Origin of the sequence: Bradyrhizobium sp. CCBAU 45384 (assembly GCF_028128665.1) — a bacterium.
In the GTDB taxonomy this organism is placed as follows: domain Bacteria; phylum Pseudomonadota; class Alphaproteobacteria; order Rhizobiales; family Xanthobacteraceae; genus Bradyrhizobium; species Bradyrhizobium manausense.
This window is the reverse complement of sequence record NZ_LBIZ01000111.1, coordinates 36,808-61,773: the sequence shown is the minus strand read 5'-3', so window position 1 is coordinate 61,773 and position 24,966 is coordinate 36,808. Positions and strand designations below refer to the sequence as shown.

19 protein-coding genes and 1 pseudogene are annotated in these 24,966 nt (G+C 64.7%); 11 read left to right on the top strand and 9 right to left on the bottom strand.

Annotation, left to right across the window (positions count from 1 at the left end; all coding sequences use genetic code 11):
• Positions 1–63: 63 nt before the first annotated feature.
• Positions 64–837, bottom strand: coding sequence for an SDR family NAD(P)-dependent oxidoreductase (locus XH80_RS22325; RefSeq protein ID WP_271600428.1), 774 nt, complete (start codon positions 835–837; stop codon positions 64–66).
• Positions 838–958: 121 nt separating this feature from the next.
• On the opposite strand from XH80_RS22325, the gene XH80_RS22320 reads away from it, so the two are divergent.
• Positions 959–1,426: a winged helix-turn-helix transcriptional regulator gene (locus XH80_RS22320; protein WP_271600427.1), complete on the top strand. Its 468-nt coding sequence runs from the start codon at positions 959–961 to the stop codon at positions 1,424–1,426.
• A gap of 299 nt (positions 1,427–1,725) precedes the next feature.
• On the opposite strand, the gene XH80_RS22315 is transcribed toward XH80_RS22320, so the two are convergent.
• The gene (locus tag XH80_RS22315; protein ID WP_271600426.1) at positions 1,726–1,965 is read right to left on the bottom strand and encodes a hypothetical protein; all 240 of its coding nucleotides are present in this window, start codon (positions 1,963–1,965) and stop codon (positions 1,726–1,728) included.
• Positions 1,966–2,190: 225 nt separating this feature from the next.
• On the opposite strand from XH80_RS22315, the gene topA reads away from it, so the two are divergent.
• The 4 genes from topA to XH80_RS22295 are packed head-to-tail and all read left to right on the top strand — an operon-like array spanning position 2,191 to position 8,535.
• Positions 2,191–4,947 (top strand): type I DNA topoisomerase, encoded by a 2,757-nt coding sequence (topA, locus tag XH80_RS22310; protein WP_271600425.1) that lies wholly within the window; start codon positions 2,191–2,193, stop codon positions 4,945–4,947.
• Between the two features lie 7 nt (positions 4,948–4,954).
• Complete coding sequence (rnr, locus tag XH80_RS22305) at positions 4,955–7,321, top strand: ribonuclease R (RefSeq protein WP_271600424.1); 2,367 nt, start codon at positions 4,955–4,957, stop codon at positions 7,319–7,321.
• Positions 7,315–7,755 carry a DUF983 domain-containing protein gene (locus XH80_RS22300; RefSeq protein WP_271600423.1) on the top strand — a complete coding sequence of 147 codons (441 nt, stop codon included), beginning with the start codon at positions 7,315–7,317 and terminating at the stop codon, positions 7,753–7,755. The genes rnr and XH80_RS22300 overlap by 7 nt, the downstream gene beginning before the upstream one ends.
• A gap of 30 nt (positions 7,756–7,785) precedes the next feature.
• Positions 7,786–8,535 (top strand): NUDIX hydrolase, encoded by a 750-nt coding sequence (locus tag XH80_RS22295; protein WP_271600422.1) that lies wholly within the window; start codon positions 7,786–7,788, stop codon positions 8,533–8,535.
• A 121-nt stretch (positions 8,536–8,656) separates the two neighbouring features.
• Here the strand turns inward: XH80_RS22295 and XH80_RS22290 are convergent, their stop codons facing one another.
• The gene (locus XH80_RS22290) at positions 8,657–9,199 is read right to left on the bottom strand and encodes a hypothetical protein (RefSeq protein ID WP_271600421.1); all 543 of its coding nucleotides are present in this window, start codon (positions 9,197–9,199) and stop codon (positions 8,657–8,659) included.
• A 303-nt stretch (positions 9,200–9,502) separates the two neighbouring features.
• On the opposite strand from XH80_RS22290, the gene XH80_RS22285 reads away from it, so the two are divergent.
• From XH80_RS22285 to XH80_RS22270, 4 genes are all read left to right on the top strand, one after another.
• Positions 9,503–10,828, top strand: a complete 1,326-nt coding sequence (locus XH80_RS22285) for an LLM class flavin-dependent oxidoreductase (protein WP_271600420.1) — start codon at positions 9,503–9,505, stop codon at positions 10,826–10,828.
• A gap of 125 nt (positions 10,829–10,953) precedes the next feature.
• Complete coding sequence (gene rpmG / locus XH80_RS22280) at positions 10,954–11,121, top strand: 50S ribosomal protein L33 (RefSeq protein WP_057756569.1); 168 nt, start codon at positions 10,954–10,956, stop codon at positions 11,119–11,121.
• 162 nt (positions 11,122–11,283) lie between these two features.
• Positions 11,284–13,140, top strand: a complete 1,857-nt coding sequence (locus XH80_RS22275) for a tetratricopeptide repeat protein (RefSeq protein WP_271600419.1) — start codon at positions 11,284–11,286, stop codon at positions 13,138–13,140.
• Positions 13,141–13,259: 119 nt separating this feature from the next.
• Positions 13,260–13,790: a hypothetical protein gene (locus XH80_RS22270; RefSeq protein ID WP_271600418.1), complete on the top strand. Its 531-nt coding sequence runs from the start codon at positions 13,260–13,262 to the stop codon at positions 13,788–13,790.
• Here XH80_RS22270 and XH80_RS22265 read toward each other — a convergent pair.
• Positions 13,787–15,181 carry an ammonium transporter gene (locus XH80_RS22265; RefSeq protein ID WP_271600417.1) on the bottom strand — a complete coding sequence of 465 codons (1,395 nt, stop codon included), beginning with the start codon at positions 15,179–15,181 and terminating at the stop codon, positions 13,787–13,789. The two genes, XH80_RS22270 and XH80_RS22265, sit on opposite strands and share 4 nt — an antisense overlap.
• A gap of 415 nt (positions 15,182–15,596) precedes the next feature.
• Positions 15,597–16,829 (bottom strand): MFS transporter, encoded by a 1,233-nt coding sequence (locus XH80_RS22260; RefSeq protein ID WP_271600416.1) that lies wholly within the window; start codon positions 16,827–16,829, stop codon positions 15,597–15,599.
• Between the two features lie 156 nt (positions 16,830–16,985).
• Here XH80_RS22260 and XH80_RS22255 point away from each other — a divergent pair, with 156 nt between their 5' ends.
• Positions 16,986–17,561 carry a TetR/AcrR family transcriptional regulator gene (locus tag XH80_RS22255; protein WP_057756786.1) on the top strand — a complete coding sequence of 192 codons (576 nt, stop codon included), beginning with the start codon at positions 16,986–16,988 and terminating at the stop codon, positions 17,559–17,561.
• A 306-nt stretch (positions 17,562–17,867) separates the two neighbouring features.
• Here the strand turns inward: XH80_RS22255 and XH80_RS22250 are convergent, their stop codons facing one another.
• From XH80_RS22250 to mdlC, 3 genes and pseudogenes are all read right to left on the bottom strand, one after another.
• Positions 17,868–19,262, bottom strand: coding sequence for an MFS transporter (locus XH80_RS22250; RefSeq protein WP_271600415.1), 1,395 nt, complete (start codon positions 19,260–19,262; stop codon positions 17,868–17,870).
• A gap of 17 nt (positions 19,263–19,279) precedes the next feature.
• Entirely contained in the window at positions 19,280–20,731 is a 1,452-nt protein-coding gene (locus XH80_RS22245; protein ID WP_271600580.1) for an aldehyde dehydrogenase, read from the bottom strand.
• A gap of 57 nt (positions 20,732–20,788) precedes the next feature.
• Positions 20,789–22,393 (bottom strand): annotated as a pseudogene (gene mdlC, locus XH80_RS22240) (benzoylformate decarboxylase); the annotation flags it as partial.
• A 119-nt stretch (positions 22,394–22,512) separates the two neighbouring features.
• Between mdlC and XH80_RS22235 the strand changes: the two are divergent.
• Positions 22,513–23,427, top strand: a complete 915-nt coding sequence (locus tag XH80_RS22235; RefSeq protein ID WP_271600414.1) for a LysR family transcriptional regulator — start codon at positions 22,513–22,515, stop codon at positions 23,425–23,427.
• 164 nt (positions 23,428–23,591) lie between these two features.
• Here XH80_RS22235 and XH80_RS22230 read toward each other — a convergent pair whose 3' ends face one another.
• Positions 23,592–24,965 (bottom strand): PleD family two-component system response regulator, encoded by a 1,374-nt coding sequence (locus XH80_RS22230; protein WP_057756587.1) that lies wholly within the window; start codon positions 24,963–24,965, stop codon positions 23,592–23,594.
• Between the last annotated feature and the right edge of the window lies 1 nt (position 24,966).

The window sequence follows — 24,966 nt, the reverse complement described above, 5'->3', positions numbered from 1 at the left end:
GCGGGAACCGGCCGGCGCAACCATTTTCGGAGGGCCGGCCGATTCAGTTTGAAACTGAATTGATCAGCCGCGATAGATCGGCGCGCCGGCGGGTGAGGCAACCGCGCCGCCATCGACGAAGATCTCCTGGCCCTGAATATGGGCGGCATCGTCCGAGGCGAGGAACAGCACCGTCTTCGAGATGTGATCCGGCTCGCCAATGCGTCCCAACGGCGTCGCGAGCCCGATACGCTTCTCGAACGCCTTCTCCGCGTCAGGCGTTGCAATCGCCGCGCCCCAGATCGGCGTGCGGACCGCGCCGGGCGCGACGACATTGACGCGAATGCCGCGCGGCGACAGTTCCGAAGCCATGATCCGCGCCATCGCCCGCACGCCGGCCTTTGCCGCGCCATAAGCCGAGTAGCCGGGGTTGCCGAGCACCGAGATCACCGAGCCGTTGAGAATGATCGAGGCATTGTCGTTGATATAAGGCAGCGCCGACTGCACCGTGAAGAACACGCCGGTGAGATTGGTGCTGATCACCTTCTCGAACACCTCGAGCGTCGCAGATCCCAGCGGCGTGGCGCCGGGAATGCCGGCATTGGCAAACAAAATGTCGAGCTTGCCGAACTTGTCGGTGCCCTTCTTGATCGCAGCTTCGGTCGCGGCGATGTCGGTGGCATCGGCAGCCAGCGCGATCGCGTTCGGGCCGAGTTCCCTGGCCGCGGCCTCCAGCGTCTCCTTGTTGCGCCCGGTGACGATCACCTTGGCGCCCTCGGCCACGAACAGCTTCGCCGTTGCCAGGCCAATGCCGCTGTTGCCGCCGGTGATCAATGCCGTCTTGTTCGTCAGCCTCATGCTCGTCTCCAGTGGTTGCATAATGAAACTATGTTGCCATCTAGGGCATATGGTTTTATGATGCAACCACACATCCGCGTGATCGGCGCCAAGACCGGGCGAATGCGACAGGACCAGCACCATGGTGAAGCGAACGAGTTTTGAGGGTGATGCCTGCCCGATCGCACGATCGCTGGAGGCGATTGGCGACTGGTGGTCGCTGCTGATCATTCGCGAGGCGCTGTTCGGCGTGCGCCGCTTCGGCGAGTTTCAGAGCAAGCTCGGCATGGCCAAGAACATCCTGTCGGCGCGGCTGCGGTCGATGGTCGACCACGGCATTCTGGATACAGCCCCCGCCTCCGACGGCAGCGCCTACCACGAATATGTGCTGACGCCGAAGGGCCGCGGCCTCTTCCCGATCCTGGTCGCGCTTCGGCAATGGAGCGAGGAATTCGACGATCATCCCGAGCAGATCGCGACCATCCTGGTCGATCGCGCGAAAGGCCGACCGGTGAAGAAGCTCGAACTGCGCGCCGAGGACGGCCGGCTGCTCAGTCATCCCGATACAATGGTGAAGCTGCGGCCGGCACCGCGCCGGCGGTCGGCCTGACAACCCTCGCGCTAGTCGCTCTGTGGCAAAGCTATAACCAAGCACTCGATGTCATCGGCCGCCTTGTGCGCGTTTGCGCACTGGGGCGGGCGATCCAGTATTCCAGAGACGGCGAAGGATACGGAGAAGCCGCGGCGTACTGGATGCCCCGCCGGAGCCTGTCATCGGGCTCGCCGAAGGCGAGACCCGGTGGCGGGGCATGACAGCCCCCGTAGCCCGGATGCAGCGAAGCGCAATCCGGGATTCTCCCGCGCAAAGGCCCCGGATTTCGCTTCGCTGCATCCGGGCTACGAACTCCCTCATGACAGCTTGCGCTTGCTCCGCAGCCGAAGGTGCTCATCGGCCTCCAGCTTGGTCATGCCCAGGAGATAATGGAGCACGCCCAGCTTGTGGCGCTCGGCGAGCTTGCGCAAGCTGGCCACCTGCTCGGCTATGAAGGCAACCGCCTCGTCAGCGCCGCCCTCGCCCGGTTCCTCGTTGCGCGAACGTGCTTGCGCGCGCGACGCGGCGCGCGCGCGTTTCCGTCCTGGTTTTGCCACCAGTCCACCCGAATCCATGCCCCGCGGGGACATTACGCCTACAGCGACCACAACTCCAAGGTGGTAATTTGCAACTTTCTCGATATGAAACTTTTCCCATTCGGCGGGCTTTCAACACCCTTCGATTTGACAGGACCCGCCCCACCACCCATGTTCGGGACGAAACGGCCGACCCGAATCTAGAGGAAATCGGCCCGAGATTTCCCCGTAAGTTACTGGAACTACATGAATATCGTCATTGTGGAGTCGCCGGCGAAAGCCAAGACGATCAACAAATATTTGGGCTCGTCCTATGAGGTTCTGGCCTCGTTCGGCCATGTTCGCGACCTGCCCGCGAAGAACGGTTCCGTCGATCCCGAGGCCAATTTCAAGATGATCTGGGAGGTCGACCCCAAGGCGGCCGGCCGGCTCAACGATATCGCCAAATCCCTGAAGGGTGCCGACCGCCTGATTCTGGCGACCGACCCTGATCGCGAGGGCGAAGCCATCTCCTGGCACGTGCTGGAGGTGATGAAGGAGAAGCGCGCGCTGAAAGATCAGAAGATCGAGCGCGTGGTGTTCAACGCCATCACCAAGCAGGCGGTCACGGACGCCATGAAGAACCCGCGCCAGATCGACGGCGCGCTGGTCGACGCCTATATGGCGCGCCGCGCGCTCGACTATCTGGTCGGTTTCACCCTCTCCCCCGTGCTGTGGCGCAAGCTGCCGGGCGCCCGCTCGGCCGGCCGCGTGCAGTCGGTGGCGCTGCGCCTCGTCTGCGACCGCGAGCTGGAGATCGAGAAGTTCGTGCCGCGTGAGTACTGGTCGCTGATCGCGACCCTGCTGACACCGCGCGGCGACGCCTTCGAGGCACGCCTGGTTGGCGCCGACGGCAAGAAGATCCAGCGCCTCGACATCGGTACCGGCGCGGAAGCCGAGGACTTCAAGAAGGCGCTGGAAGCGGCCACCTACGCGGTGACCGCGGTCGACGCCAAGCCCGCGCGCCGCAATCCGCAGGCGCCCTTCACCACCTCGACCTTGCAGCAGGAAGCCAGCCGCAAATACGGCTTTGCGCCGGCGCACACCATGCGCATCGCCCAGCGCCTCTATGAAGGCATCGACATCGGCGGCGAGACCACCGGACTCATTACTTATATGCGTACCGACGGCGTGCAGATCGATCCGTCCGCGATCACCCAGGCACGCAAGGTGATCGGCGAGGATTACGGCAACGCCTATGTGCCTGACGCCCCGCGCCAGTACCAGGCCAAGGCCAAGAACGCCCAGGAAGCGCACGAAGCGATCCGCCCCACCGACCTCACGCGCCGTCCCGACAACATGAGCCGCAGGCTCGATGCCGATCAGGCCAGGCTGTATGAGCTGATCTGGAAGCGCACCATCGCGAGCCAGATGGAATCGGCCGAGCTGGAGCGCACCACGGTCGACATCACGGCCAAGGCCGGCGGTCGCACGCTGGAGCTGCGCGCCACCGGGCAGGTCGTCAAGTTCGACGGCTTCCTCGCACTTTATCAGGAAGGCCGCGACGACGAGGAGGACGAAGACTCCCGCCGCCTGCCCGCGATGAGCCAGGGCGAGGCGATCAAGCGGCAGTCGCTCTCCGTCACCCAGCACTTCACCGAGCCGCCGCCGCGTTTCTCCGAAGCCTCGCTGGTCAAGCGGATGGAAGAGCTCGGCATCGGCCGGCCCTCGACCTATGCCTCGATCCTGCAGGTGCTGAAGGACCGTGGCTACGTCAAGCTCGAGAAGAAGCGCCTGCATGGCGAGGACAAGGGCCGCGTCGTGGTCGCGTTCCTCGAAAGCTTCTTCAACCGCTACGTCGAGTATGACTTCACCGCCAACCTGGAAGAGCAGCTCGACCGCATCTCCAACAACGAGATCTCCTGGCAGCAGGTGCTGAGGGATTTCTGGACCGGCTTCATCGGCGCCGTCGAGGAGATCAAGGATCTGCGCGTCGCGCAGGTGCTCGACGTGCTCGACGACATGCTGGGCCAGCACATTTATCCGCCGCGCGCCGATGGGGGCGACATCAGGCAGTGCCCGAGCTGCGGCACCGGCCGGCTCAATCTGAAGGCCGGCAAGTTCGGCGCCTTTGTCGGCTGCTCGAACTATCCGGAATGCCGCTACACCCGTCAGCTCGCCGCCGACGGAGAGACCACCGCCGACCGCTCGCTCGGCCAGGATCCGGAGACCGGCCGCGATGTCTGGGTCAAGGCCGGCCGCTTCGGCCCCTACATCCAGCTCGGTGAGCAGAAGGATTATGAGGAAGGCGAGAAGCCGAAGCGTGCGGGCATCCCGAAGGGCACCTCGCCCAGCGATGTCGACCTGGAGCTTGCGCTCAAGCTGTTGTCGCTGCCGCGCGAGATCGGCAAGCATCCCGAGACCGGCCAGCCGATCACGGCGGGCCTCGGCCGCTTCGGGCCGTTCGTGAAGCACGAGAAGACCTATGCCAGCCTCGAGGCCGGCGACGAAGTCTTCGACATCGGCCTCAACCGCGCCGTGACGCTGATTGCCGAGAAGGTCGCCAAGGGCCCGAGCCGCCGTTTTGGTGCCGATCCCGGCAAGGCGCTCGGCGATCATCCCACCCTCGGCACCGTCACCGTGAAGAGCGGCCGTTATGGCGCCTATGTCACCGCGGGCGGCGTCAACGCGACCATCCCGGCCGAGTTCGAAAAGGACACGGTAACGCTGGCGCAGGCGATCGCATTGATCGACGAGCGAGCGGCCAAAGGGGGCGGAAAGGGCGGCGGCAAGGCGAAGGCCAAGAAGGCCGCGAAGCCGGCCAAGGCCAAAAAGACGACAGAGCAGGCTGCGGACGGTGACGACACCGCGCCGAAGCCAAAGAAACCGGCCGCGAAGAAAGCCGCGGCCAAATCCGAATCCACAAGCAAGGCGCGCGCTGCCGTGTCGACGACTGCCAAGACGTCGCCGACCAAGAGCGCCGCCACCAAGGCTCCGGCCAAGAAGAGTGCCGGCAAGAATTAGAGGTTAAGTGAAACCAAAGAAAGACCGTGGCTTTCCCGACAGGCAAGCCATCGTCGCCTTCATCAAGGCACATCCAGGAAAGGTCGGAACGCGCGACATCGCGCGCGAGTTCGGCCTGAAGAACGCCGACCGCATCGAGCTCAAGCGCATTTTGCGCGAGCTCGCCGACGACGGCACCATCAAGAAGAAACGCCATACGGTCTCCGAGCCGGACGTCCTTCCGCCGACGCTGCTCGCCGATATCACCGGCCGCGACCGCGACGGCGAGCTGATCGCCTCCCCCGCCGAATGGGACGAGGTCGAGAGCGGCGAGCCGCCAAAGATCCTGATCGAGATGCCGCGCCGGCCCAAACCCGGCACCGCCGCCGGAATCGGCGACCGCGCATTGCTGCGGGTCGAGCGCACGGACGAGGGCGAAGGCCCGGCCTATCGCGGCCGTATCATCAAGCTCATCGACAAGGTCAAGAGCCGCATCCTCGGCGTGTTCCGCGCGCTGCCTGAAGGCGGCGGACGGCTCATCCCCGTCGACAAGAAGATGGCCGACCGCGAGCTGAATATCGCCGCCGCCGACACGAAGGGCGCGCAGGACGGCGACCTCATCAGTGTCGACATCGTCCGCACCCGCAGCTTTGGCCTAGCCTCAGGCCGCGTCAAAGAGAAGCTCGGCTCGGTCAAGTCGGAGAAGGCGATCAGCCTGATTGCGATCTACGCCCACGACATCCCCCTGCAGTTCTCCACCGCCGCCGAGCGCGAGGCGGAAGCGGCGGAGCCTGCGAATCTCAGGGGACGCGAAGACTGGCGCGACGTCCCCCTCGTCACCATCGATCCGCCTGATGCCAAGGATCACGACGACGCGGTGCATGCGCAAGCAGACCCTGATCCGAACAACAAGGGCGGCTTCATCGTCGACGTCGCCATCGCCGACGTGAGCTTCTACGTCCGGCCGGGCACCGCGCTCGACCGCGACGCGCTCGACCGCGGCAACTCGGTCTATTTCCCCGACCGTGTCGTGCCGATGCTGCCCGAGCGCATCTCCAACAATCTCTGCTCGCTGGTGCCGGGCGAGCCGCGCGGCGCGCTCGCGGTGCGCATGATCGTCGCCCCTGATGGCCGCAAGAAGTCGCACAGCTTTCATCGCATCCTGATGCGCTCGGCTGCGAAGCTGAGCTACGCGCAGGCGCAGGCTGCGATCGACGGCCGGCCGGACGACACCACCGGTCCCCTGCTCGACACGATCCTGAGGCCGCTCTATGCGGCTTACGCCTGCGTCAAGCGCGCGCGCGATGAGCGCGATCCGCTCAATCTCGATCTGCCCGAACGCAAGATCCTCTTGAAGAGCGACGGCACCGTCGACCGCGTCGTCGTGCCGGAGCGTCTCGACGCGCACAAGCTGATCGAGGAGTTCATGATCCTCGCCAATGTCGCGGCCGCCGAGATGCTGGAGAAGAAGTCGCTCCCGCTGATCTACCGCGTCCATGACGAGCCGACGCTGGAGAAGGTCCATGCGCTCGCAGAATTCCTGGAGACGCTCGACGTCCCCTTCACCAAATCAGGCGCGCTGCGCCCGACCCTGTTCAACCGCGTGCTGGCCCAGCTCGAAGGCCATGACTACTACCCGCTGGTGAGCGAGGTGGTGCTGCGCGCCCAGGCCCAGGCGGAATATTCGTCGGAAAACTATGGACACTTCGGCCTGAATTTGCGTCGGTACGCGCATTTCACCTCGCCAATCCGTCGCTATGCCGACCTCGTCGTGCACCGCGCGCTGGTCCGCGCGCTCGGGCTCGGCGAAGGCGCCCTGCCCGACAGCGAGACGCCGGAAACTTTAAGCGAAGTCGCGGCCCACATTTCGCTGACCGAGCGGCGCGCGATGAAGGCGGAACGCGAGACCGTCGACCGCCTGATCGCGCATCACCTCGCCGACCGCATCGGCGCGACCTTTCAGGGCCGCGTCTCCGGCGTCACCCGTGCCGGCCTGTTCGTGAAGCTGAGCGACACCGGCGCCGACGGATTGATCCCGATCCGATCCCTCGGCACGGAATATTTCAACTATGACGAGAGCCGCCACGCGCTGATCGGCACGCGCAGCGGCACCATGTACCAGCTCGGTGACGTCGTCGACATCAGGTTGATTGAAGCTGCCCCCGTTGCCGGCGCGCTGCGTTTCGAGCTGCTGTCGTCCTCCAGCGAGACGAGCCCGCGCGATCGCAGGCGCCCCAATCCGCAACGCCGCCCCTCCTTCAAGGCCCATCCCGGCCGCAGCCCGGATAAAAAACGCAAGCCATCAAAGCAAAAATCCGGCAAGGCGAAGGGCAAGGGAAAGGACAAGGGAAAGAACAAGGGCAAGAGCAAAGGCAACAAGGGCAAGGCTTGGTGACCATGAGCACGGCGCCAAAAATCTGGACGCGCGAGACTGGCCTCATCGAGAAGCGCGACCTCTGGGCGGCGATGAAGCGCGGCTTTCGCGGCCGCTGCCCGCGCTGCGGCCAGGGAAAGCTGTTCCGCGCCTTCCTGAAGACGGCGGACAATTGTGCAGCTTGCGGCCTCGACTTCACGCCGCACCGCGCCGACGATCTGCCCGCCTATCTCGTCATCGTCATCGTCGGCCACATCGTGGTGCCCACCATCCTCTGGATCGAAACCAATTACACGACGCCGGTCTGGCTCAGCTTCGTGGCCTATTTGCCCTTCACCTTCTTCGCCTCGCTCGCCCTGCTGCAGCCGGTGAAGGGAGCTGTGGTCGGCTTGCAATGGGCTCTGCGCATGCACGGGTTTGACGAGAACCCGCCGGGTGGTATTCCGCCTGTGTAAGCAATAAGCAAGAACCGTCTGGGTGAGGATATGAGCGATACGGCGCAGACAGCCGAGAAGGCCAAAGTCCACGAGGAAAAGGAAGCCGATCACCATCCCTATTTCCGCCCTCGGGATGCGGCAACGCTGATCCTGGTCGATCGCAGCGGCAGAATTCCAAAGGTGCTGGTCGGCAAGCGCCACGACAAGGTCGTGTTCATGCCCGGAAAATTCGTCTTCCCCGGCGGCCGCGTCGACAAGGATGATCATCGCGTGCCGTGTGCGGCCCCCATCACGCCAGAGTTAGAGGCCAATCTCGCCAAGGGCAGCCCGAAGACGCCGGCCTCGCGCGCCAAATCGCTGGCGATCGCCGCGATCCGCGAGGCCTGCGAGGAAACCGGCCTCTGCCTCGGACGCAAGGCTGAAGGCAAGGCGAGGCTCGAAGGCCCCTGGAAGCCGTTCGCCGATGCGGGCCTCCTGCCCGATCCCTCCAGCCTGTTCCTGATCGCCCGCGCGATCACCCCGCCCGGCCGCGTCAAGCGGTTCGACACGCGCTTCTTCACCGCCGATGCGTCGGCGATCACCCATCACGTCGAGGGCGTGATCCATGCGGATGCGGAGCTGGTCGAACTGGTCTGGGTCGAGCTCGGCTCAAGGCCGCTCGCCGATCTGCATCCCATGACGCGGAATGTGCTCAACGAGCTCCACACCCGTCTTGCCACCGGCCCCTTGCGCCACGACGCGCCGGTGCCGTTCTTCCATTTCTACGGCGGCGAGATGCAGAAGGATATTTTGAGCTGACCTGTCATTCTGGGGCGCGCGCAGCGCGAGCCCGGAATCCATCCCGTGTCAGTCTCTGCGGCCCGATGGATTCCGGGCTCGCCGCTTGGCGGCGCCCCGGAATGACAACTGCGTGCTTTTTCTAATCCGCGTCGGGCTCCGTGCCGACATAATCGCGCGCCGGCAGCTTTAAGACGCGGCCGAGTTCGCTGGCGAGCTTGTTTGCATCCTCGCGCTTGGTGAAGCTCTGCAGTGTGATCGGCTCGGTGCCCTTGTTGCCGCAGAGATTGACGTCGTAGGTCGTCAGCTCGGGATCGTAGTCGTCGGTGATGCTGATGAAGTGATAATCGGCGAGATCGCGCGATTTGCGAAAGTTCAGCGGGCCGAATTGCCTGGTGACGACGATCTGGCGCAGAGCCGCGTTGAGCACGACGAAGCTGCGGAAGGTCAGCAGGATCAGGCCGGGAATGCCGACGAGCAGCCCGAGGCCCGAAAACACCAGCACCGGCACAAGGTCGTCGGCAAGCCGGCCGAAGCCGGAGAAATCCTGGCGCAGGCCGAGCGCGACATTCCACAGCAGATAGAAGCCCGCCGCCAGCAGCGGCAGCGACAGCAGCCGGCCGAACCACGGCATCGGTCGGTCGATCCGGACGATGCCGCCGTCTACGGTCGTTGCGCTGGCCATGAAAGGTCTCCTCGGGAGCGAAGGTCATGGCTTGGTCGGCGCGGGTGCCGGATTGGTTCGACGGCTTGCTCTCTCCCCGTCATTCCGGGGCACGCCCCTTGGCGCGAGCCCGGAATCCATCGCTCGACGGTCACCGCGGCCCAATGGATTCCGGGCTCGCCGCTAACGCGGCGCCCCGGAATGACGGAAACGTGCTGAACGTGTCGCAAAAAACAAAAAATTCTTCTTGGCCATCCCAATGGCGGAGTTCCGCCGCGTGCCTATGTCTTTCCCCAACAACACCAGAACGGGATTTTGGGCGCGATGGCACAACGGCAACTCAAGCTTGGCGCGTTCATGCGCCCGATCAGCATCCACACCGGCGCCTGGCGCTATCCCGGGGCCTGGCCCGACGCCAATTTCAACTTCTCACACATCAAGACGCTGATCAGAAAACTCGAGGCCGGCAAGTTCGACGCCTTCTTCATGGCCGATCACCTCGCCGTGTTGAACATGCCGGTCAACGCGCTCAAGCGCAGCCATACCGTCACCTCGTTCGAGCCGTTCACGCTGCTCTCTGCCCTTTCCGCCGTCACCGAACGCATCGGCCTGATCGCGACGGGCTCGACCACCTTCGACGAGCCCTATCACGTCGCTCGCCGCTTCGCCTCGCTCGACCATCTCAGCGGCGGCCGCGCCGGCTGGAACATCGTCACGACCTCGAACCCGGACGCCGCACTGAATTTCGGTCTCGACGACCACATGGAGCACGCCGAGCGCTACAAGCGCGCCCGCGAATTCTACGACGTCGTCACCGGCCTGTGGGATTCCTTCGCCGACGACGCCTTCGTGCGCGATGTCGAGAGCGGGCTGTTCTTCGATCCCTCGAAGATGCACGTGCTCGACCACCACGGCAAATATCTGAGGGTGCGCGGCCCGCTCAACATCGCCCGCCCGGTGCAGGGCTGGCCCGTAATCGTTCAGGCCGGCGCGTCGGAAGACGGCAAGCAGCTTGCGGCCGAGACTGCGGAAGCCGTCTTCACCGGCGGCGGCAGCCTCGCCGACGGGCAGAAGCTCTATGCCGACATCAAGGGCCGCATGGAGAAGATCGGCCGCGACCCTGAACACCTCAAGATCCTGCCGGGCGCCTTCGTCGTGGTCGGCGACAGCGTCGACGAGGCCAAGGAGAAGCGCGCCCTGCTCGACAGCCGCGTGCATTACGACAGCGCCATCGCCTCGCTCTCGGTGATCCTCGGCACCGACGCCTCCGGCTTCGATCCCGATGGACAGCTCCCCGAGATCCCCGAGACCAACGCCAGCAAGAGCGGCCGCCAGCGCATGGTTGACCTCGCCAAGCGCGACAAGCTCACGGTGCGCCAGCTCGCCCAGCGTGTCGGCGGCTATGGCGGGCTGTCCTTCGTCGGCACGGCCAAGACCATCGCCGACCAGATGGAGGAATGGCTGGTCGGGCGTGGCTCCGACGGCTTCAACATCATGTTCCCGTTCCTGCCCGCCGGCCTGGACGATTTCGTCGACAAGGTGGTCCCGGAGCTGCAGAAGCGCGGGATTTTCCGCAAAGAGTATGAAGGGGCCACTTTGAGGGAGAATCTGGGCCTGCCGCGGCCGAAAAACCGCTTCTTCGAGGCTTAATCGGCCCGATTTGAGTGGTTTTCCGGCCCTAAATCCTTGACTTCCCCCGGTTTCTGGCTAGGTTGCCGGCCAACGCGGGCCGTTTGGCCGGCTCCAGATTCCCCTGATTTTCTGAGGTTCAGAACATGGCCAAAGCGGTCACCATCAAGGTCAAGCTCGTGTCCTCGGCCGACACCGGCTTCTACTACGTCGCCAAGAAGAATTCGCGCACCATGACCGACAAGCTGGTCAAGAAGAAGTACGATCCGGTCGCGCGCAAGCACGTCGAGTTCAAGGAAGCCAAGATCAAGTAAGATCGGCGAAAGCGTCGATACGTTTTGCGGGGCCCTTTCGGGGCCCCGTTTTCTTTTGCGTGTCCGATCTCTCCACACGTCATTGCGAGCGCAGCACACCGCCAGCCTCGCGAAATCCTGGCGTGGTTAGAGTGGATCCGACTACCACCGCTCCAACCATTCATGAATCGCAGACAGCGCCGGGCCGCGGCGGCCAAACAAACCGGAAGAACCTCGCCGGCCGCACTCTGCCAGGCCGGCTTTGCGCATTTTCAGTCGGGGCGAATTGCCGAGGCCGAGCTGTGCTGCCAGCAGGCGCTGACACTGGATGAGCAGCACCCGGATGCGCTCCATCTCCTGGGTGCGCTTTGTTTTCACGCGAAGCAGCCTGACGCCGCCGAGGAATGGATCGGCCGAGCCGTCCGGCAAGCGCCGAAGGCCGAGTATCTCCTCAGCCTCGCCACAGTGCTGGAGCGACAGGGCCGGCTCGAGGACGCACGGCACCACTACGGCCATGCCTTGAGCCTGAAGCCCGACGATGCCGGCCTGTGGAATCACCTCGGCAATCTGCTCTGGCAGCTCGGGCACAAGGACGAAGCGGCGCAGCACCTGTTGCAGGCCTTGAAGCTCAATCCGCACTATTGGGAAGCCGCGCACAATTGCGGCATGCTGCTGCTTGAACTCGAACGGCATGCGGAAGCCGTAAGATGCTTTGACATCGCCGAGAGGCTGAACCGAAGCTCCGCGGCCCTGCATCAGATGCGCGCCGTTTGTCTCTCGGTGCTGGGCCGCTTCGACGAAGCAGAGGCCGACTACGAAAAATCCATCGCGCTCGATCCGAACCTTGCGGAGACGCACAACAATCTCGGCCTCCTGCACTGGCGCTTTGGCCGGCTGGAGCAGGCTTTTGCCTGCTTCGATCGCGCGCTCGCGCTCCGCCCCGATTTCCGCGCCGTGCTCAACAACAAGGCCGTGGTCCTGCTGCATCTGCAAATGCTGGACGAGGCCTTTGCGACCCTGCGCAAATCGCTCGCCGCCGCACCTGATGATGCGCAGACGCTGTTCTATCTGGCGACGCTTCAGCTCCTCACTGGCGATTTCGAGCACGGCTGGGTTGCGCGTGAGGCGCGTTGGCGGTTGCCTTCAGTCGGCCTGGTCGATCGCGGATTTTCGCAAGCCCTTTGGCGTGGCGACCAGCCGCTCGCAGGCAAGACCATCCTGCTGCACTCCGACGAGGGGCTGGGCGATGCGATCCAGTTCGCCCGCTATGTGCCCATGGTGGCGGCATCAGGCGCGCGCGTCATTCTCGAGGTCGAGCCTCCGATCCAACAGCTTCTGGGCGGCATCGAAGGGGTCGCAGAATGCATCGGCCGCTCCTCGACGCCGGAATTCGACTTGCACTGCCCCCTGGGAACGCTGCCACTGGCATTCGGCACGCGGCTCGATACGATCCCGCTCGCGCACGGCTACGTTCCTGCGCCGCCGGCAACGCGAATGACAGCGTGGGAAGACCGGCTTGAACAGCGGCTTGGCGCTCACGATCGCTTCCGCGTCGGCCTGGTCTGGGCCGGCAATCCTGACCACAAGAACGATCACAACCGATCGATGGCGCTGCGCACGCTCGCGCCGCTGCTGGATTGCGACGCCCAGTTCGTCTCCCTGCAAAAAGGCGTTCGCGATCAGGACCGCGCCTTCCTCGCCGAACGCCGTGACATCGTCGACCTTACGGAGCATCTCACCGACTTCAGCGAAACAGCGGCGCTGATCTCCTGTCTCGATCTGGTGATCACAGTCGACACCAGCGTCGCCCATCTCGCCGGCGCGCTAGCCGCGCCCGTCTGGACGCTGCTGCCCTTCAATCCGGATTGGCGCTGGCTGATCGAGCGCGACGACAGCCCGTGGTATCGATCGATGCGGCTGTTCAGGCAGACAACGCGCGGCGACTGGGCCAGCGTGGTGGACGACGTATGCCGCGCACTCGAAAAGCAGATCGCCGCGTGGCGCGCAAGGGAGGATCAGGCGTCCCTCCTGCCTGCCTGATGAGCGCGCAGGCGGCCAAGTCGGCGAGATCAAAGTAAGATCGGCCAATGCTGCCGAGTTTTACGGGGCGCTCGCGACCCCGTTTTTATTTGCGACCAATGGTCGTAGCCTCCAAATCCATGATCGCAGCCTTGGACGAGGGACATGTCGGTGGCTATTCGGTCGCTTACGGCCGCGACGATACCTATTTTCCGGTCTACGTCACGGCGGCGCTCGCCGCGATCTTCTGCACGGCTGCGCTTCTCACCGGCGCGATCTACTGGCTTGCGCTCGCGGCACTCGCGGCCGGGTTCACCTACTACAACATTCCGCTGCTCGAGTCCGGCCGGCCCACGATCGGCGCGAACCAATACGGCATCTTCATCCAGGCCTTCGGCCTGATCCGGTGGCGCGCCATCGAGCGCATCGATCTCGTCGAGATCGCCGAGCGCGCCATGACGGTGCATGAACTCCAGATCGTGCTGAACGCACCGCTCACCAGCGCGCTCGTGGCCGACTGGCGCAAGCAACCGTCCTGGCGCTGGCTGATGCGCCTGCCCTGGCGGATGAGCCACACCAACATGGTACGGATCAATGTCGAGCCGTTCGATCAGCCGCCGGACATGATCCATCGCACCTTCCTGCGGATGTGGCGCTACTACCGCAGCTAGTGCACGACCTCGCCATGCAGTGCGAGGTCGAGACCGTCGCGCTCCATATCCTCCGACACCCGCAAACCGACGAACAGCTTGATCACGGAGAGGATGATCAGGCTGACGACGGCGTCGTAAACAAAGACGGTAGCGACGCCGATGCACTGGTTGACGAACTGGCCGGGATTTCCTTCCAGCACGCCCGCAGTGCCGCCATATTGCTCGACGGCAAAGACCCCGGTGAGCAGCGCGCCGACGATGCCGCCGAGGGCATGGACGCCGAAGCAATCGAGCGCGTCGTCATAGCTGAACATGGCCTTGAGCCCGGTGCATCCCCAGTAGCAGAGAACGCCGGCCGCGATGCCGATCACGAAGGCCCCTACCGGGCCCACGAAACCGGACGCCGGCGTGATGGCGACGAGGCCCGCGACCGCGCCCGAGCAGATGCCGACAACCGTCGGCTTGCCCTTGAGCGACCACTCCACCAGCATCCAGGTGAAGCCGGCGACCGCCGTTGCGATCTGCGTCACCAGCATCGCCATGCCGGCCTGCATGCCTGCCGTCACCGCGGAGCCCGCGTTGAAGCCGAACCAGCCGACCCACAGCAGCGAGGCGCCGATGAAGGTCAGCACCATGTTGTGCGCCGGTCCCGTTTCCTTGCGCTTGCCGAGCATGATGGCGCACATCAGGCCCGCGACGCCGGCGTTGATATGCACGACGGTTCCGCCGGCGAAATCGAGCACCTTGACCCAGGCGGCGTCGTTGCCGGACGAGAAGATGCCGTCGGGGCCCCACACCCAATGCGCGATCGGCGCGTAGACGAAGATCGCCCACAGGCCGATGAACCAGAGCATCGCGGAGAATTTCATCCGCTCGGCGAACGCCCCTGCAATCAGCGCCGGCGTGATGATCGCGAACGTCATCTGGAAGCAGATGTAGACGCTTTCGGGAATCGTCGCCGCGAGCGGATTGGGATTGCCGATCCCGCCCTTGCCGATGTCGCTGAGGATGTCCCTCAGGAACATGCGGTCCAGCCCGCCGATGAACGGCGTGCCGGCGCGGAAGGCCAGGCTGTAGGTCAGGATCGCGAACAGGATGGTGACGAGGCAGGTCACCGCGAAGCTGGTCATCACGGTGTCGCCGACGTTCTTCTTGCGCACCATGCCGCCATAGAACAGCCCAAGCCCCGGAACCGTCATCATCAGCACCAGCGCAACGGAGGTGAGCATCCAGGCGGTGTCGCCGGAATTGGGCGTGCACTTTTCGAGGATCTTGCCGCCGCAGGCGGGCGGGGCCGTATCCTCGGCGAGCGCAACCTCGCCGAGGGCGAGGTAGAGAAGCGCAATTCCCAACAGCGCGACCACCAGTGTCACGAGCCTTTGGCGCGTGGATATTCTCGACTCCATCATCGTCCTCCCAAGTCTCAAGAGATCAATCGCGAGAGATTGGCTTCCGGGCATTGTTTGCATGGAGCCGCAGGGATGATCATTCGCGCCGGAGCGACAGCGCCAGCGTGATCGGCTCGGATTTTCGGGGCAAAATGATCGAGGCTCGACGCGATGAAGTCGTCGAGCGTCGATGTCTGGAGACTGGCATCGACCAGCCTCATGGCTTATCGGCCTTTCCCTTGTCGCCAGATCGGAAGGCGTTAGACGCGGTTCCAATTCCAGGCGAAAGGAGAGATGCAAGATTCGCACCATCGAAACGATTCAATCAAGCTGCTGAATGCGCTTCGATTCCAGTTTGCTGCTGTGCGGAAGCCGCGCCACGCGCTGCTTCACAGAGGTGCGCATCGCCCAACGGATGAGCAGCGGCTGATGATGCCTACGCGGTTCGCAGCAAGGGCGGCGCGGTCGGTTTGATCAGCGCGAATGCGATCTGGACGATGCCGCCGGCAAGGCCGAGCGCGACGCCGATGCGCCAGGCCATGGAGTATGAGCCGAGCGTGTCATAGATCAGCCCTCCTCCGTAGGCGCCGAGGAAGCTGCCGATCTGGTGGCTCATGAAGGCCAGGCCCTGAATCATCGCCTGCCAGCGCAGGCCGAACATCTCGGCGACGGCGCCGGCAACCAGCGGGCCGACGCCCATCCACAGGAAGCCCATGATGGCGCCGAACAGCAGCGTCGAGAACGGCGTCGCCGGCAGCATGAAGTACCAGGCCAGCGCGAGCGAACGCAGGAGGTAGATCGCGCCCAGCAGCGCCAGCTTGTTCCAGCGCTGGCCGGCCCAGCCGAAGAACAGCGAACCCAGCACGTTGAAGCCGCCGATCATGCCGAGCGTCTGCGCGCTCAGCATCGGATCGAGCCCGCAGATGGCGAGATAGGACGGCAGATGCGTAGTGAGGAACACGAGCTGCATGCCGCAGACGAGATAGGCGCAGGTCATCACCACGAAGGAGGCGTTGCCGAACGCGGCCCTCGTCACGGAGGCGGTCGTGGCATCGCCGATATCGTCGGCAGCAGGCTTTGGCAGCGGAATGGCATCGACGCGGCCGGCGTACCACGCGGCCGGGATCATCAGCACCGACATGACGACAAAGCCGGCAAGGCCGATGCGCCAGCCAAAACCCTCGTTGAGCATCTGCCCGATCGGCGCCGACAGCAGCGCACCGAGCGAGCCTGCGCCCGAGACCATGCCGAGCACGGTCGAGCGCACCGTCGCAGGCACCGCGCGCGCCGCCACCGACATCGCGATCGCAGCCGCGGTGCAGGCCAGCGAAGTGCCGATCAGCACGCCGGCGCCGACCATGATGCTGACGAGCCCGTTCGCCGTCGCCATCAAAGCGAGGCCGGCGATGTACATCAGCGCGCCCGCGATCATGATCGGGCGGAAGCCGTAGCGCACCGTCATCGCCCCGGCGAGCGGCTGGAGGAAGCCCCAGGCGAGGTTCTGCACGGCGAGCGCCAGCGTGAAGTCCGACACCGAGAGATGGATGTCGTGCGTCAGCGGCGGCATGAAGATGCCGAGCGACTGCCGCAGCCCCATGCTCAGCGTCAGCATGATCGAGGCGCCGATCAGGATCGGCAATGTCGGACGCAGGACCTGCAACAGGGGCATTTTTGTTCTCCCTCATGGGCGCTGGCCGCGCGCCGGCATCTGCATTATCGGTCGATTTTGGTTACACAGACCTGTGTAATTAGTCTATAGGTAACGGGCGCTGTCAAGGTGCTTGTTACACAGGTCTGTGTTATGCCGTCCGCCGAAAAATCCGACATGAAGGAACGGATCCTTCAGACCGCCGACAGGCTGTTCTATCTGCAAGGCATTCGCGCCATCGGCGTCGATACCATCGCGGCCGAGATCGGCATCAGCAAGCGCACGCTCTACAACCACTTCCCGTCCAAGGACGCGCTGATCGCAGCCTATCTGGAGCGCCGCTTCGTCAGCGCCCGCCCCTCCGACAAGCCGCCGGCCGAGCAGATCCTCGCCACCTTCGATTCGCTGGAACGGCGCTTTGCGGCCAAGGATTTTCGCGGCTGCCCGTTCGTGAATGCGGTCGCCGAGCTCGGGCCCACGGACCGCGCGGTGAAGAAGATCGCCATCGCCTTCAAGGAAAGCCGCCGCGTCTGGTTTCGCGAGCGACTGACCGAGCTCGGCGTCGCCGATGCGGACGCGCTCGCAACGCAGCTCGTGCTGCTGGTCGACGGCTCGATCGCCCAGGATTTAGTGCGTGACGATCCCGCGATGGCGCGCGCGGCGAAGGAAGCGGCCAAGGTGTTGCTGCGGAATGCCGGCGTGGATGTGGGTGGCGATGCGAAGCCGGTGAAGGGCAAGCGGTCATCTCAATAACCGCTGTCGCCGCACCTCTCGGTGTCCTCACCCGCGAAAGCGGGTGATCCAGTATTCCAGAGGCAGTTGTGATTGAACCGAGACGCCGCGGCGTACTGGATTCCCCGCCTGCCGCCTACGCTAAAGCTTCGGCGCCCCTAGACCTCAACCCCGGCGAAGCCTTGGCGTAGCCGGGTCGCGGGGAATGACAGCAGAGTTTGCGCGAATAGCGGAGCGCAACAACCGAGCAGAGATCACCCCGTCAGAACATTGTATTCCGCCCGAGGTTTCGACATCATAGGCTGCCCCTGCCTTGCATTGTCTCGATCATGATCGTTGCAGATCGCTTGCCGGAATTGCGACAGCGGCGGCTTGAGGCCTCTCAAGAGGCGGAATGTGGCGCCTGACGGCCGCAAGCGCGACGAAGACCAGGATCATGGCCCCGCCGAGCATGAGCAGATAGGCCGACGCACCTCCCGAAGTGATCACGGCAGCTCCCGCGAACGCGCTCAGGATCGCACCAAATCGGCCAAAGGCGAGCGCCGACGCCGTCCCGGTCGCGCGCACGGCCGTCGGATAGACATAGGCGCACAACGCAAACATGGTCGACTGCACCGCATTGACGAACAGCCCGTGCACGCCGAGGCCGGCAATTAACAATGACGTCTGGTCCTTCGTGCCGAGCTGCTGGATGACGAGAGCGCTTGCGGTCGCGCCGATACAGCATGCCAGAAGCGGCCAGCGAGACCCGAAGCGTGCAATGGCGACAGCGCAGAACAAGGCGCCGAATACGCCACCCATGTTGTAGGCGGTCAGCCCGGAAGCTGCCACCGCCACGTCGAGGCCCTCCGAGGTCAGCATCGTCGGCAGCCAGCTGAAGGCGCTATACACGGCGAGCAGGCACATGAAGAACGCGCACCAGATCGCAATGGTGTCGCGAGCAAGCCCCGTCTCGAACAATGCGGCCAGTCCCTTGCGCTGCTCCGCGCGCTGTTCGATCCTGTCGCTGAACGTCGCGTCCGCGGGGATCGTCCGGGACATGCGCGCGAGCAAGCCTGACAGTTCCGCCCAGCGCGCCGAGCGGCGGACCAGGAAGCGCGGCGATTCCGGCAGGCCCAACACCAGCAGCAGACTGAGGATCAGCGGCAGCGAGCCGCCGATGAAGAAGAGCGCACGCCAGCCCAAGGCCGGGAGCACGGCGCTGGCGAACAGGCCCGCGAGCATCCCGCCCAGGGGCACGCAGACGATGGTTGCCGTCACCGCCAAAGTGCGGTGGCGGAGCGGCGTGAACTCCGCGGTCGTCGTCGTCGAGGTCGGCAAGGCACCGCCGATGCCAAGCCCGGCGACGAAACGAAGGCAGCCGATCGTCAGGAGATCCGGCGCAAGGCCGATCGCGCAAGTCGCGGTGCCGAACACAAGGACGCTGCCGATCACCGCCCAGCGGCGGCCAAAGCGGTCCGCGAACAATCCCGCACATGCGCTGCCGATCGCCATGCCGACCAGGCCGGCAGCGACCACCGGCGCAAACGCCCCGCGAGTGACGCCCCATTCCTTGATGATCACCGGAATCGCAAATCCGATGAGCTGACCGTCGAACCCGTCCATCACGATCGACAGCGCGGCCAGCAGGACCGCGATCTTCTGGAACGCCGTGAAGGGACCCTCGTCGAGCAACTGGCCGACGTCTATTGCATTCGCTGCGCGTGCACCCGTGAGATTCATGATCTCTCGCCTTCTGTTCAGAACGGATAGTGACGTGGGGAGGTCTGCATGGTGATCCAGCGCAGCTCGGTGAACTCGGCGATGCCGGCCTTGCCTCCGAAGCGCCCGAAGCCAGAGTCCTTGACACCCCCGAACGGCATCTGGGCCTCATCATGCACGGTCGGACCGTTGATGTGGCAGATTCCGGATTCGATCCGCGCCGCCACCCGCATGCCTCTGGCGGAGTCCGTGGTGAATACGGCCGACGACAATCCGTAGGCATTGTCGTTGGCGCAGACGATCGCGGCCTCCTCGCCCTTGACGCGAACGATCGGCTTGACGGGACCGAAGGATTCCTCGCTGTAGATCCGCATGTCGGCCGTCACGTTGTCGAGCAAAGTGGTCGGCATCAGCGTCGAGTCCGCCTTGCCGCCGCAGAGCAGCTTCGCGCCCTTGGCGAGCGCATCGTCGATCAGCTCGTTGCAGCGAGCGACCGTCGCCATGTCGACGACGGAGCCAAGCACCACCGGGCCTTTCCTGGGGTCACCGACCGGCAGCTTGCCGGCCTTATCGGCCAAGCGCTGGACGAACACATCGGCAATGCTCTCGTCCACGATGATCCGTTCCGTGGACATGCAGATCTGCCCGGAATTGGCGAACGCGCCGAAGGCGGCGCCGTTGACCGCGGCGTCAAGATCGGCGTCGTCGAGCACCACGAGCGGCGCTTTGCCGCCAAGCTCGAGCACGACGGGCTTCAAGTACTTGGCGCAGACGCCGGCGATGATCTTGCCGACACGGGTCGAGCCGGTGAAGTTGACGCGGCGAACCGAGGGCTCGGCGATCATCGCCTCGACGACGGCGGCGGCATCCTTCGGCGCATTGGTGACGTAGTTGACGACGCCGGCGGGAAAGCCCGCCTCCCGCAACGCTTCGACGATGAGACCATGCGTCGCCGGGCAAAGCTCCGAGCCCTTCAGCACCACTGTGTTGCCGCAGGCGAGCGGCCATGCGACCGCGCGCACACCGAGAATGACCGGTGCGTTCCAGGGCGCCATGCCGAGGACAACGCCGGCCGGACGGCGCACGCCCATCGCCAGGCTCCCCGGCACGTCGGACGGAATGATCTCGCCGCCGATCTGCGTCGTCATGGCGGCGGCCTCGAGCAGCATGCCGGCGGCAAGATGGACATTAAAGCCGCTCCATAGCGCCGACCCGCCTGTCTCCGCGGCAATCGCCGCCGCAAAGGCATCGGCCTTGGCTTCGAGGCAATGCGCAGCCTTGGTCAGAAGCGCGCGCCGCTCGGAGGGGCCGACGGCAGACCAGGACGGAAATGCGCGTGCGGCGGCCCGCACCGCCGCAACTGCATCGGCCGCGGTCGCCGCAGGAGCCCGTGTCGCAACGGTCGAATCGAGCGGGTTCTTCCGTTCGAAGGTTGCGCCATGGCTAGCCTGCTGCGGCTCTCCGTCGATCAGCATGGAAATCGTGTTCATGGTTTTCTCCCCTTCCTTCTCGATTTGTTTTGCTGCCAGGCGATCGTCGACCTCAACGTCGATGAGCATCGGCCCATCCGAGGCAAAGGCCTTGTCCAGCGCGGCATGCAGCGCCTCGGCATTGTCGACGCGGACTGCGGGACAGCCCATTCCCTTGGCAATCGCCACGAAGTCGAGGTCCGGCAGGTCGGTGCCCTGAACTGGCTCTTGCGAGGCAAAGCCGAACGACGGAGCAAAATCCTGCAGCGCGGCGTAGCGGCCATTGTTGACGATCACGAAAGTGATCGGCAGCGAGAGCTTGGCCGCGCTCCAGACCGACTGGATCGAGTAGAGGCTCGAGCCGTCCCCGATCACGCCGATCACCCGCGTGCCCCGCTTTCCCAAGGCGACGCCGACGGCCGCCGGCATGCCGTAGCCGAGTCCGCCGCTGTCCATGGTGTAGAAGCCTTCGCTGCGGACAATGGGTAAATGAGCGTGCATCACCGACCGCGCGCTCGGCGCCTCCTCGACGATGATGCTCTCGGCCGGTCGCCGCTCGGCGAGCGACTGGAAGAGATAGGCCGTCGATAGCGGAGCGGTCGGCTGGACCTGCGGCGCAGCCGCTCGCGGTGGAGGCGCGAGACGCGCAGGCGGCTTCGCCCGTTCCAGCAGATCGATGAGCCCGAGCCGTATGCTGCCGACGGCGGCCATGCCCTGCGGCGTCCACGTCGCGGTTTGGGGATCGTCGATCAACTGGACGAGCGTGGCGCCGGCAGGCACGTGTGGCCCGAAGCCCTCGACGTGATACGTGAACGCCGGAGCACCGATCGCGAAGACGAGGTCCGCGCCCTTGAGCAGAGAGACAATTTTCTCCCGCATGGCCGGCAGGAAGCCGGCGAACAGGCGATGGTCCTCGGGAAAGCTGCACCGGCCGGACATCGGCGCCACGAAGACACGGGCATTGTGAGCTTCCGCCAGACGGACCACTTCAGAGAACGCCGAGTCGCGGTCGACCGCACCGCCGACGACGAAGGCCGGGCTCGTCGCGCCGTCGAGGGCCCGGGCAATCTGGTCGAGAACATCGGGATCGGGCCGGATCTGCTGACTGACGAGGCGGACCGGCAGATATTCCGACGGACGATCCCAGTCGTCGACCGGGACCGACACCAGCACCGGCCCGCGCGGCGGCATCATTGCAAGATAGTAGGCCCGCGCGATCGCGTGCGGCACATCCTCGGCGCGCGCAGGTTCGATGCTCCATTTCACGTATGGCTTTGGCAGCTCGGTCGCCTCGCGCGAGGCAAGGAACGGATCAAGGGCCAGCATGGAGCGTGCCTGCTGACCAGCCGTGATCACCATCGGCGTGCGGTTCTTGAACGCGGTGAAGATGTTTCCCATCGCGTTGCCGACACCGGCCGCCGAATGCAGGTTGACGAACGCGGCATTGCGGGTTGCCTGCGCGTAGCCATCGGCCATTCCGACCACGACGGCTTCTTGCAGGCCTAGAATGTAGCGAAAGTCGTCCGGAAAATTCCGGAACAGCGGCAATTCGGTCGACCCCGGATTTCCGAACACCGTGGTCATGCCGAGCCGGCGCATCAGGTCGCAGACGGCGTCACGAACAGTGAGGTGCGTGGCCTGCGAGCGCGCACGGTCGGTCGCAGAGCGTATGGCTTCCTGCATAGGCGTTTCCAAATGTTCTTGACGGCGTTGTTGGCGGCTTCGTCCGGCCGGCGCGAACTATGGAAAGCGGAGACTTGTTTTGAAATTGCCTTTTTACGGCAAAGTCATTACCTTTGTGCATGACCTTCGATTTGCGACAGTTGAACGCGTTCATGACGATCGTCTCGGCCGGCAGCCTCGGTCGTGCCGCGGACCTGCTGCACATTACGCAGCCTGCGCTCAGCCGCACTGTACGTCGCCTCGAGCAGCAGGTTGGTGCGCCGCTGTTCGAGCGTCATTCCAAGGGGATGCAACTGACGGCCGTCGGCAGCGCCCTGCTTCCACATGCAACGCTGCTGCTGCGCGAGGCTGAAAACGCGACCGAAGAAATCAATGCGATGCGCGGACTTGCGAAGGGAACAATTCGCGTCGGCGCCGTCGGCAACATCGCGAGCCTCATTCTTCCGCTGGCGATCAGCGCCGTCCTGAAGAAGTGGCCCAACCTCACCGTCTTCGTGATCGAAGGCGTGTGGGACCGGCTTGCGGAGGCCCTCGTCAAGAATGAGATCGATCTCGCATTGGGTGCCGCGACCGAGACGCTCGATGAGATCGAAGCCCTCGCCGATTGCCGCTGGCAGGATCAGAGCCACGTGGTCGCCGCCACCCGTCATCCGCTGCGCAGCAAGCGGAAGCTGACACTGGAAGATACGATGACGGAGCAATGGGCGATCACGCCACGCGGCACCGCGCCCTACGAGGATTTGCTGCGGGTGTTCCGCACCCGTGGTCTAGGGCTGCCCAACATCGTTGTCGAGACCAGGTCAACCCTCGTCCTGAAGAGCCTGATCGCTCGCTCGGGCTTTCTTGGCTGGATGCCGGAATCGATCTACGACGCCGAGCGCCGCGCTCGCATGGTGGACGCCCTGAACATCCCGGGAGCCACAAGCGCAAGAACGCTGACGGCTTTCAAACGAAGACAGGGAATCTTGCCCGCGCCAGCGATCAAGCTCCTCGATGAACTGCGGAAACTCGCGGCTCGTCCCGCGAGATGGTGATGAGCGCGGGCCGTATCAGGTGCCAGAACCCCATCATGCCAAAATGCGCCTGTTTTGCCCGAATACTCGGAGTTGCCAGCTTCGCGCTACAACCACTTCCTGTGGTTATGGCTTTCGCCAGGACGACGCCGGTGGATGTGGCGCGCAGCGCGCCCCTCGCCGTCTCACGCCGCGTGCGACACCACGCGATTGCGTCCATCATGCTTGGCGCGATAGAGCGCCATGTCGGCGCGCTTGAGGACGTCGGCGACCGCCTCGCCCTTCTGCTCCAGCGTGGTCAGCCCGATCGAGATCGTCACCTCGACGCGCTTGGTACCCTTGTGGACGGTGAACGGCTCGCCGGCAATCGAGCGGCGCAGGCGCTCGGCGACCATGCCTGCCACGTGCAAATCGGTCTCCGGCATCACGATGACGAACTCCTCGCCGCCGTAGCGGCAGGCCAGATCGATGCCGCGGATCGACTTGCGCACGCGCACCGCGAATTCGCGCAGCACATCGTCGCCGCCGTCATGGCCGAAATTGTCGTTGATCGACTTGAAATAGTCGATGTCCAGAATCATCAGCGCCAGCGGCTTGCCGCGCGTCGCGGCCTGCTCGGCGAGCGTTGCCAGATGGCTCTCCATGTAGCGGCGATTGTGCAGGCCGGTGAGCGCATCGGTGATCGCCATCTCGATCGAATTCTGCACGTTGTCGCGCAGATGATCGGTGTAGCGGCGGCGGCGAATTTGCGTGCGGGCGCGCGCCAGCAGCTCGGTCTTGTCGAGCGGGCGCAGCAGATAGTCGTTGACGCCGATCTCGAGGCCGCGCAGCAGCCGGGTCGAATTCTCCGCTTCCGCGATCGCCAGGATCGGCACGTGGCGCGTGCGCTCCAGCGAGCGGGCCTGGCTGCAAAGCCTGAGGCCGTCGAAATTGTTCAGATCGAGCGAGACGATCAGGAGGTCGTAATTGCCCTCGGCCGCATGGAACAGCGCTTCGGTCGGATTGGGCTCGACGTCGACAGTGTGCTCGGCGGCAAGGATCGACGCCAGCCGCTGATAGGACGATTCGCGATCGTCGACCAGCAGGACACGGCCGCCCTTGCCGGTATCGGCGACAGCACTGCGCTCGGGCGCCTGCATGCCGATCTCGAGCGAGGTGATGGCGCGCATGCGCAGCTCGTCGGTCATCATCTTCAGCCGCGTCAGCGAGCGCACGCGCGCGATCAACACGACGTCGGAGACGGGTTTTGTCAGGAAATCGTCGGCGCCGGCCTCGAGACCACGATTGCGATCGGCCGGGCTGTCGAGCGCGGTGACCATGACGACGGGAATGTGGTGGGTGGCCGGATCGGTCTTGAGGCGGCGGCAGACCTCGAAGCCGTCCATGTCGGGCATCATCACGTCGAGCAGGATGATGTCGCATTCGGCGCGGCGGGCCAGCGCCAGCGCCTCGGTGCCGTTCGAGGCGGTCATCACGTCGAAGTATTCGGCCGACAAACGAGCTTCGAGGAGCTTGACGTTGGCGGGAACGTCATCGACGACAAGGATACGCGCGGACACC

Coding starts and splice junctions, on each gene's coding strand:
- XH80_RS22325 (WP_271600428.1), bottom strand. CDS start 837: ATGAGGCTGACGAACAAGACGGCATTGATCACCGGCGGCAACAGCGGC.
- XH80_RS22320 (WP_271600427.1), top strand. CDS start 959: ATGGTGAAGCGAACGAGTTTTGAGGGTGATGCCTGCCCGATCGCACGA.
- topA (WP_271600425.1), top strand. CDS start 2,191: ATGAATATCGTCATTGTGGAGTCGCCGGCGAAAGCCAAGACGATCAAC.
- XH80_RS22295 (WP_271600422.1), top strand. CDS start 7,786: ATGAGCGATACGGCGCAGACAGCCGAGAAGGCCAAAGTCCACGAGGAA.
- XH80_RS22290 (WP_271600421.1), bottom strand. CDS start 9,199: ATGGCCAGCGCAACGACCGTAGACGGCGGCATCGTCCGGATCGACCGA.
- XH80_RS22285 (WP_271600420.1), top strand. CDS start 9,503: ATGGCACAACGGCAACTCAAGCTTGGCGCGTTCATGCGCCCGATCAGC.
- rpmG (WP_057756569.1), top strand. CDS start 10,954: ATGGCCAAAGCGGTCACCATCAAGGTCAAGCTCGTGTCCTCGGCCGAC.
- XH80_RS22275 (WP_271600419.1), top strand. CDS start 11,284: ATGAATCGCAGACAGCGCCGGGCCGCGGCGGCCAAACAAACCGGAAGA.
- XH80_RS22270 (WP_271600418.1), top strand. CDS start 13,260: ATGATCGCAGCCTTGGACGAGGGACATGTCGGTGGCTATTCGGTCGCT.
- XH80_RS22265 (WP_271600417.1), bottom strand. CDS start 15,181: ATGATGGAGTCGAGAATATCCACGCGCCAAAGGCTCGTGACACTGGTG.
- XH80_RS22260 (WP_271600416.1), bottom strand. CDS start 16,829: ATGCCCCTGTTGCAGGTCCTGCGTCCGACATTGCCGATCCTGATCGGC.
- XH80_RS22255 (WP_057756786.1), top strand. CDS start 16,986: ATGAAGGAACGGATCCTTCAGACCGCCGACAGGCTGTTCTATCTGCAA.
- XH80_RS22250 (WP_271600415.1), bottom strand. CDS start 19,262: ATGAATCTCACGGGTGCACGCGCAGCGAATGCAATAGACGTCGGCCAG.
- XH80_RS22245 (WP_271600580.1), bottom strand. CDS start 20,731: ATGAACACGATTTCCATGCTGATCGACGGAGAGCCGCAGCAGGCTAGC.
- XH80_RS22235 (WP_271600414.1), top strand. CDS start 22,513: ATGACCTTCGATTTGCGACAGTTGAACGCGTTCATGACGATCGTCTCG.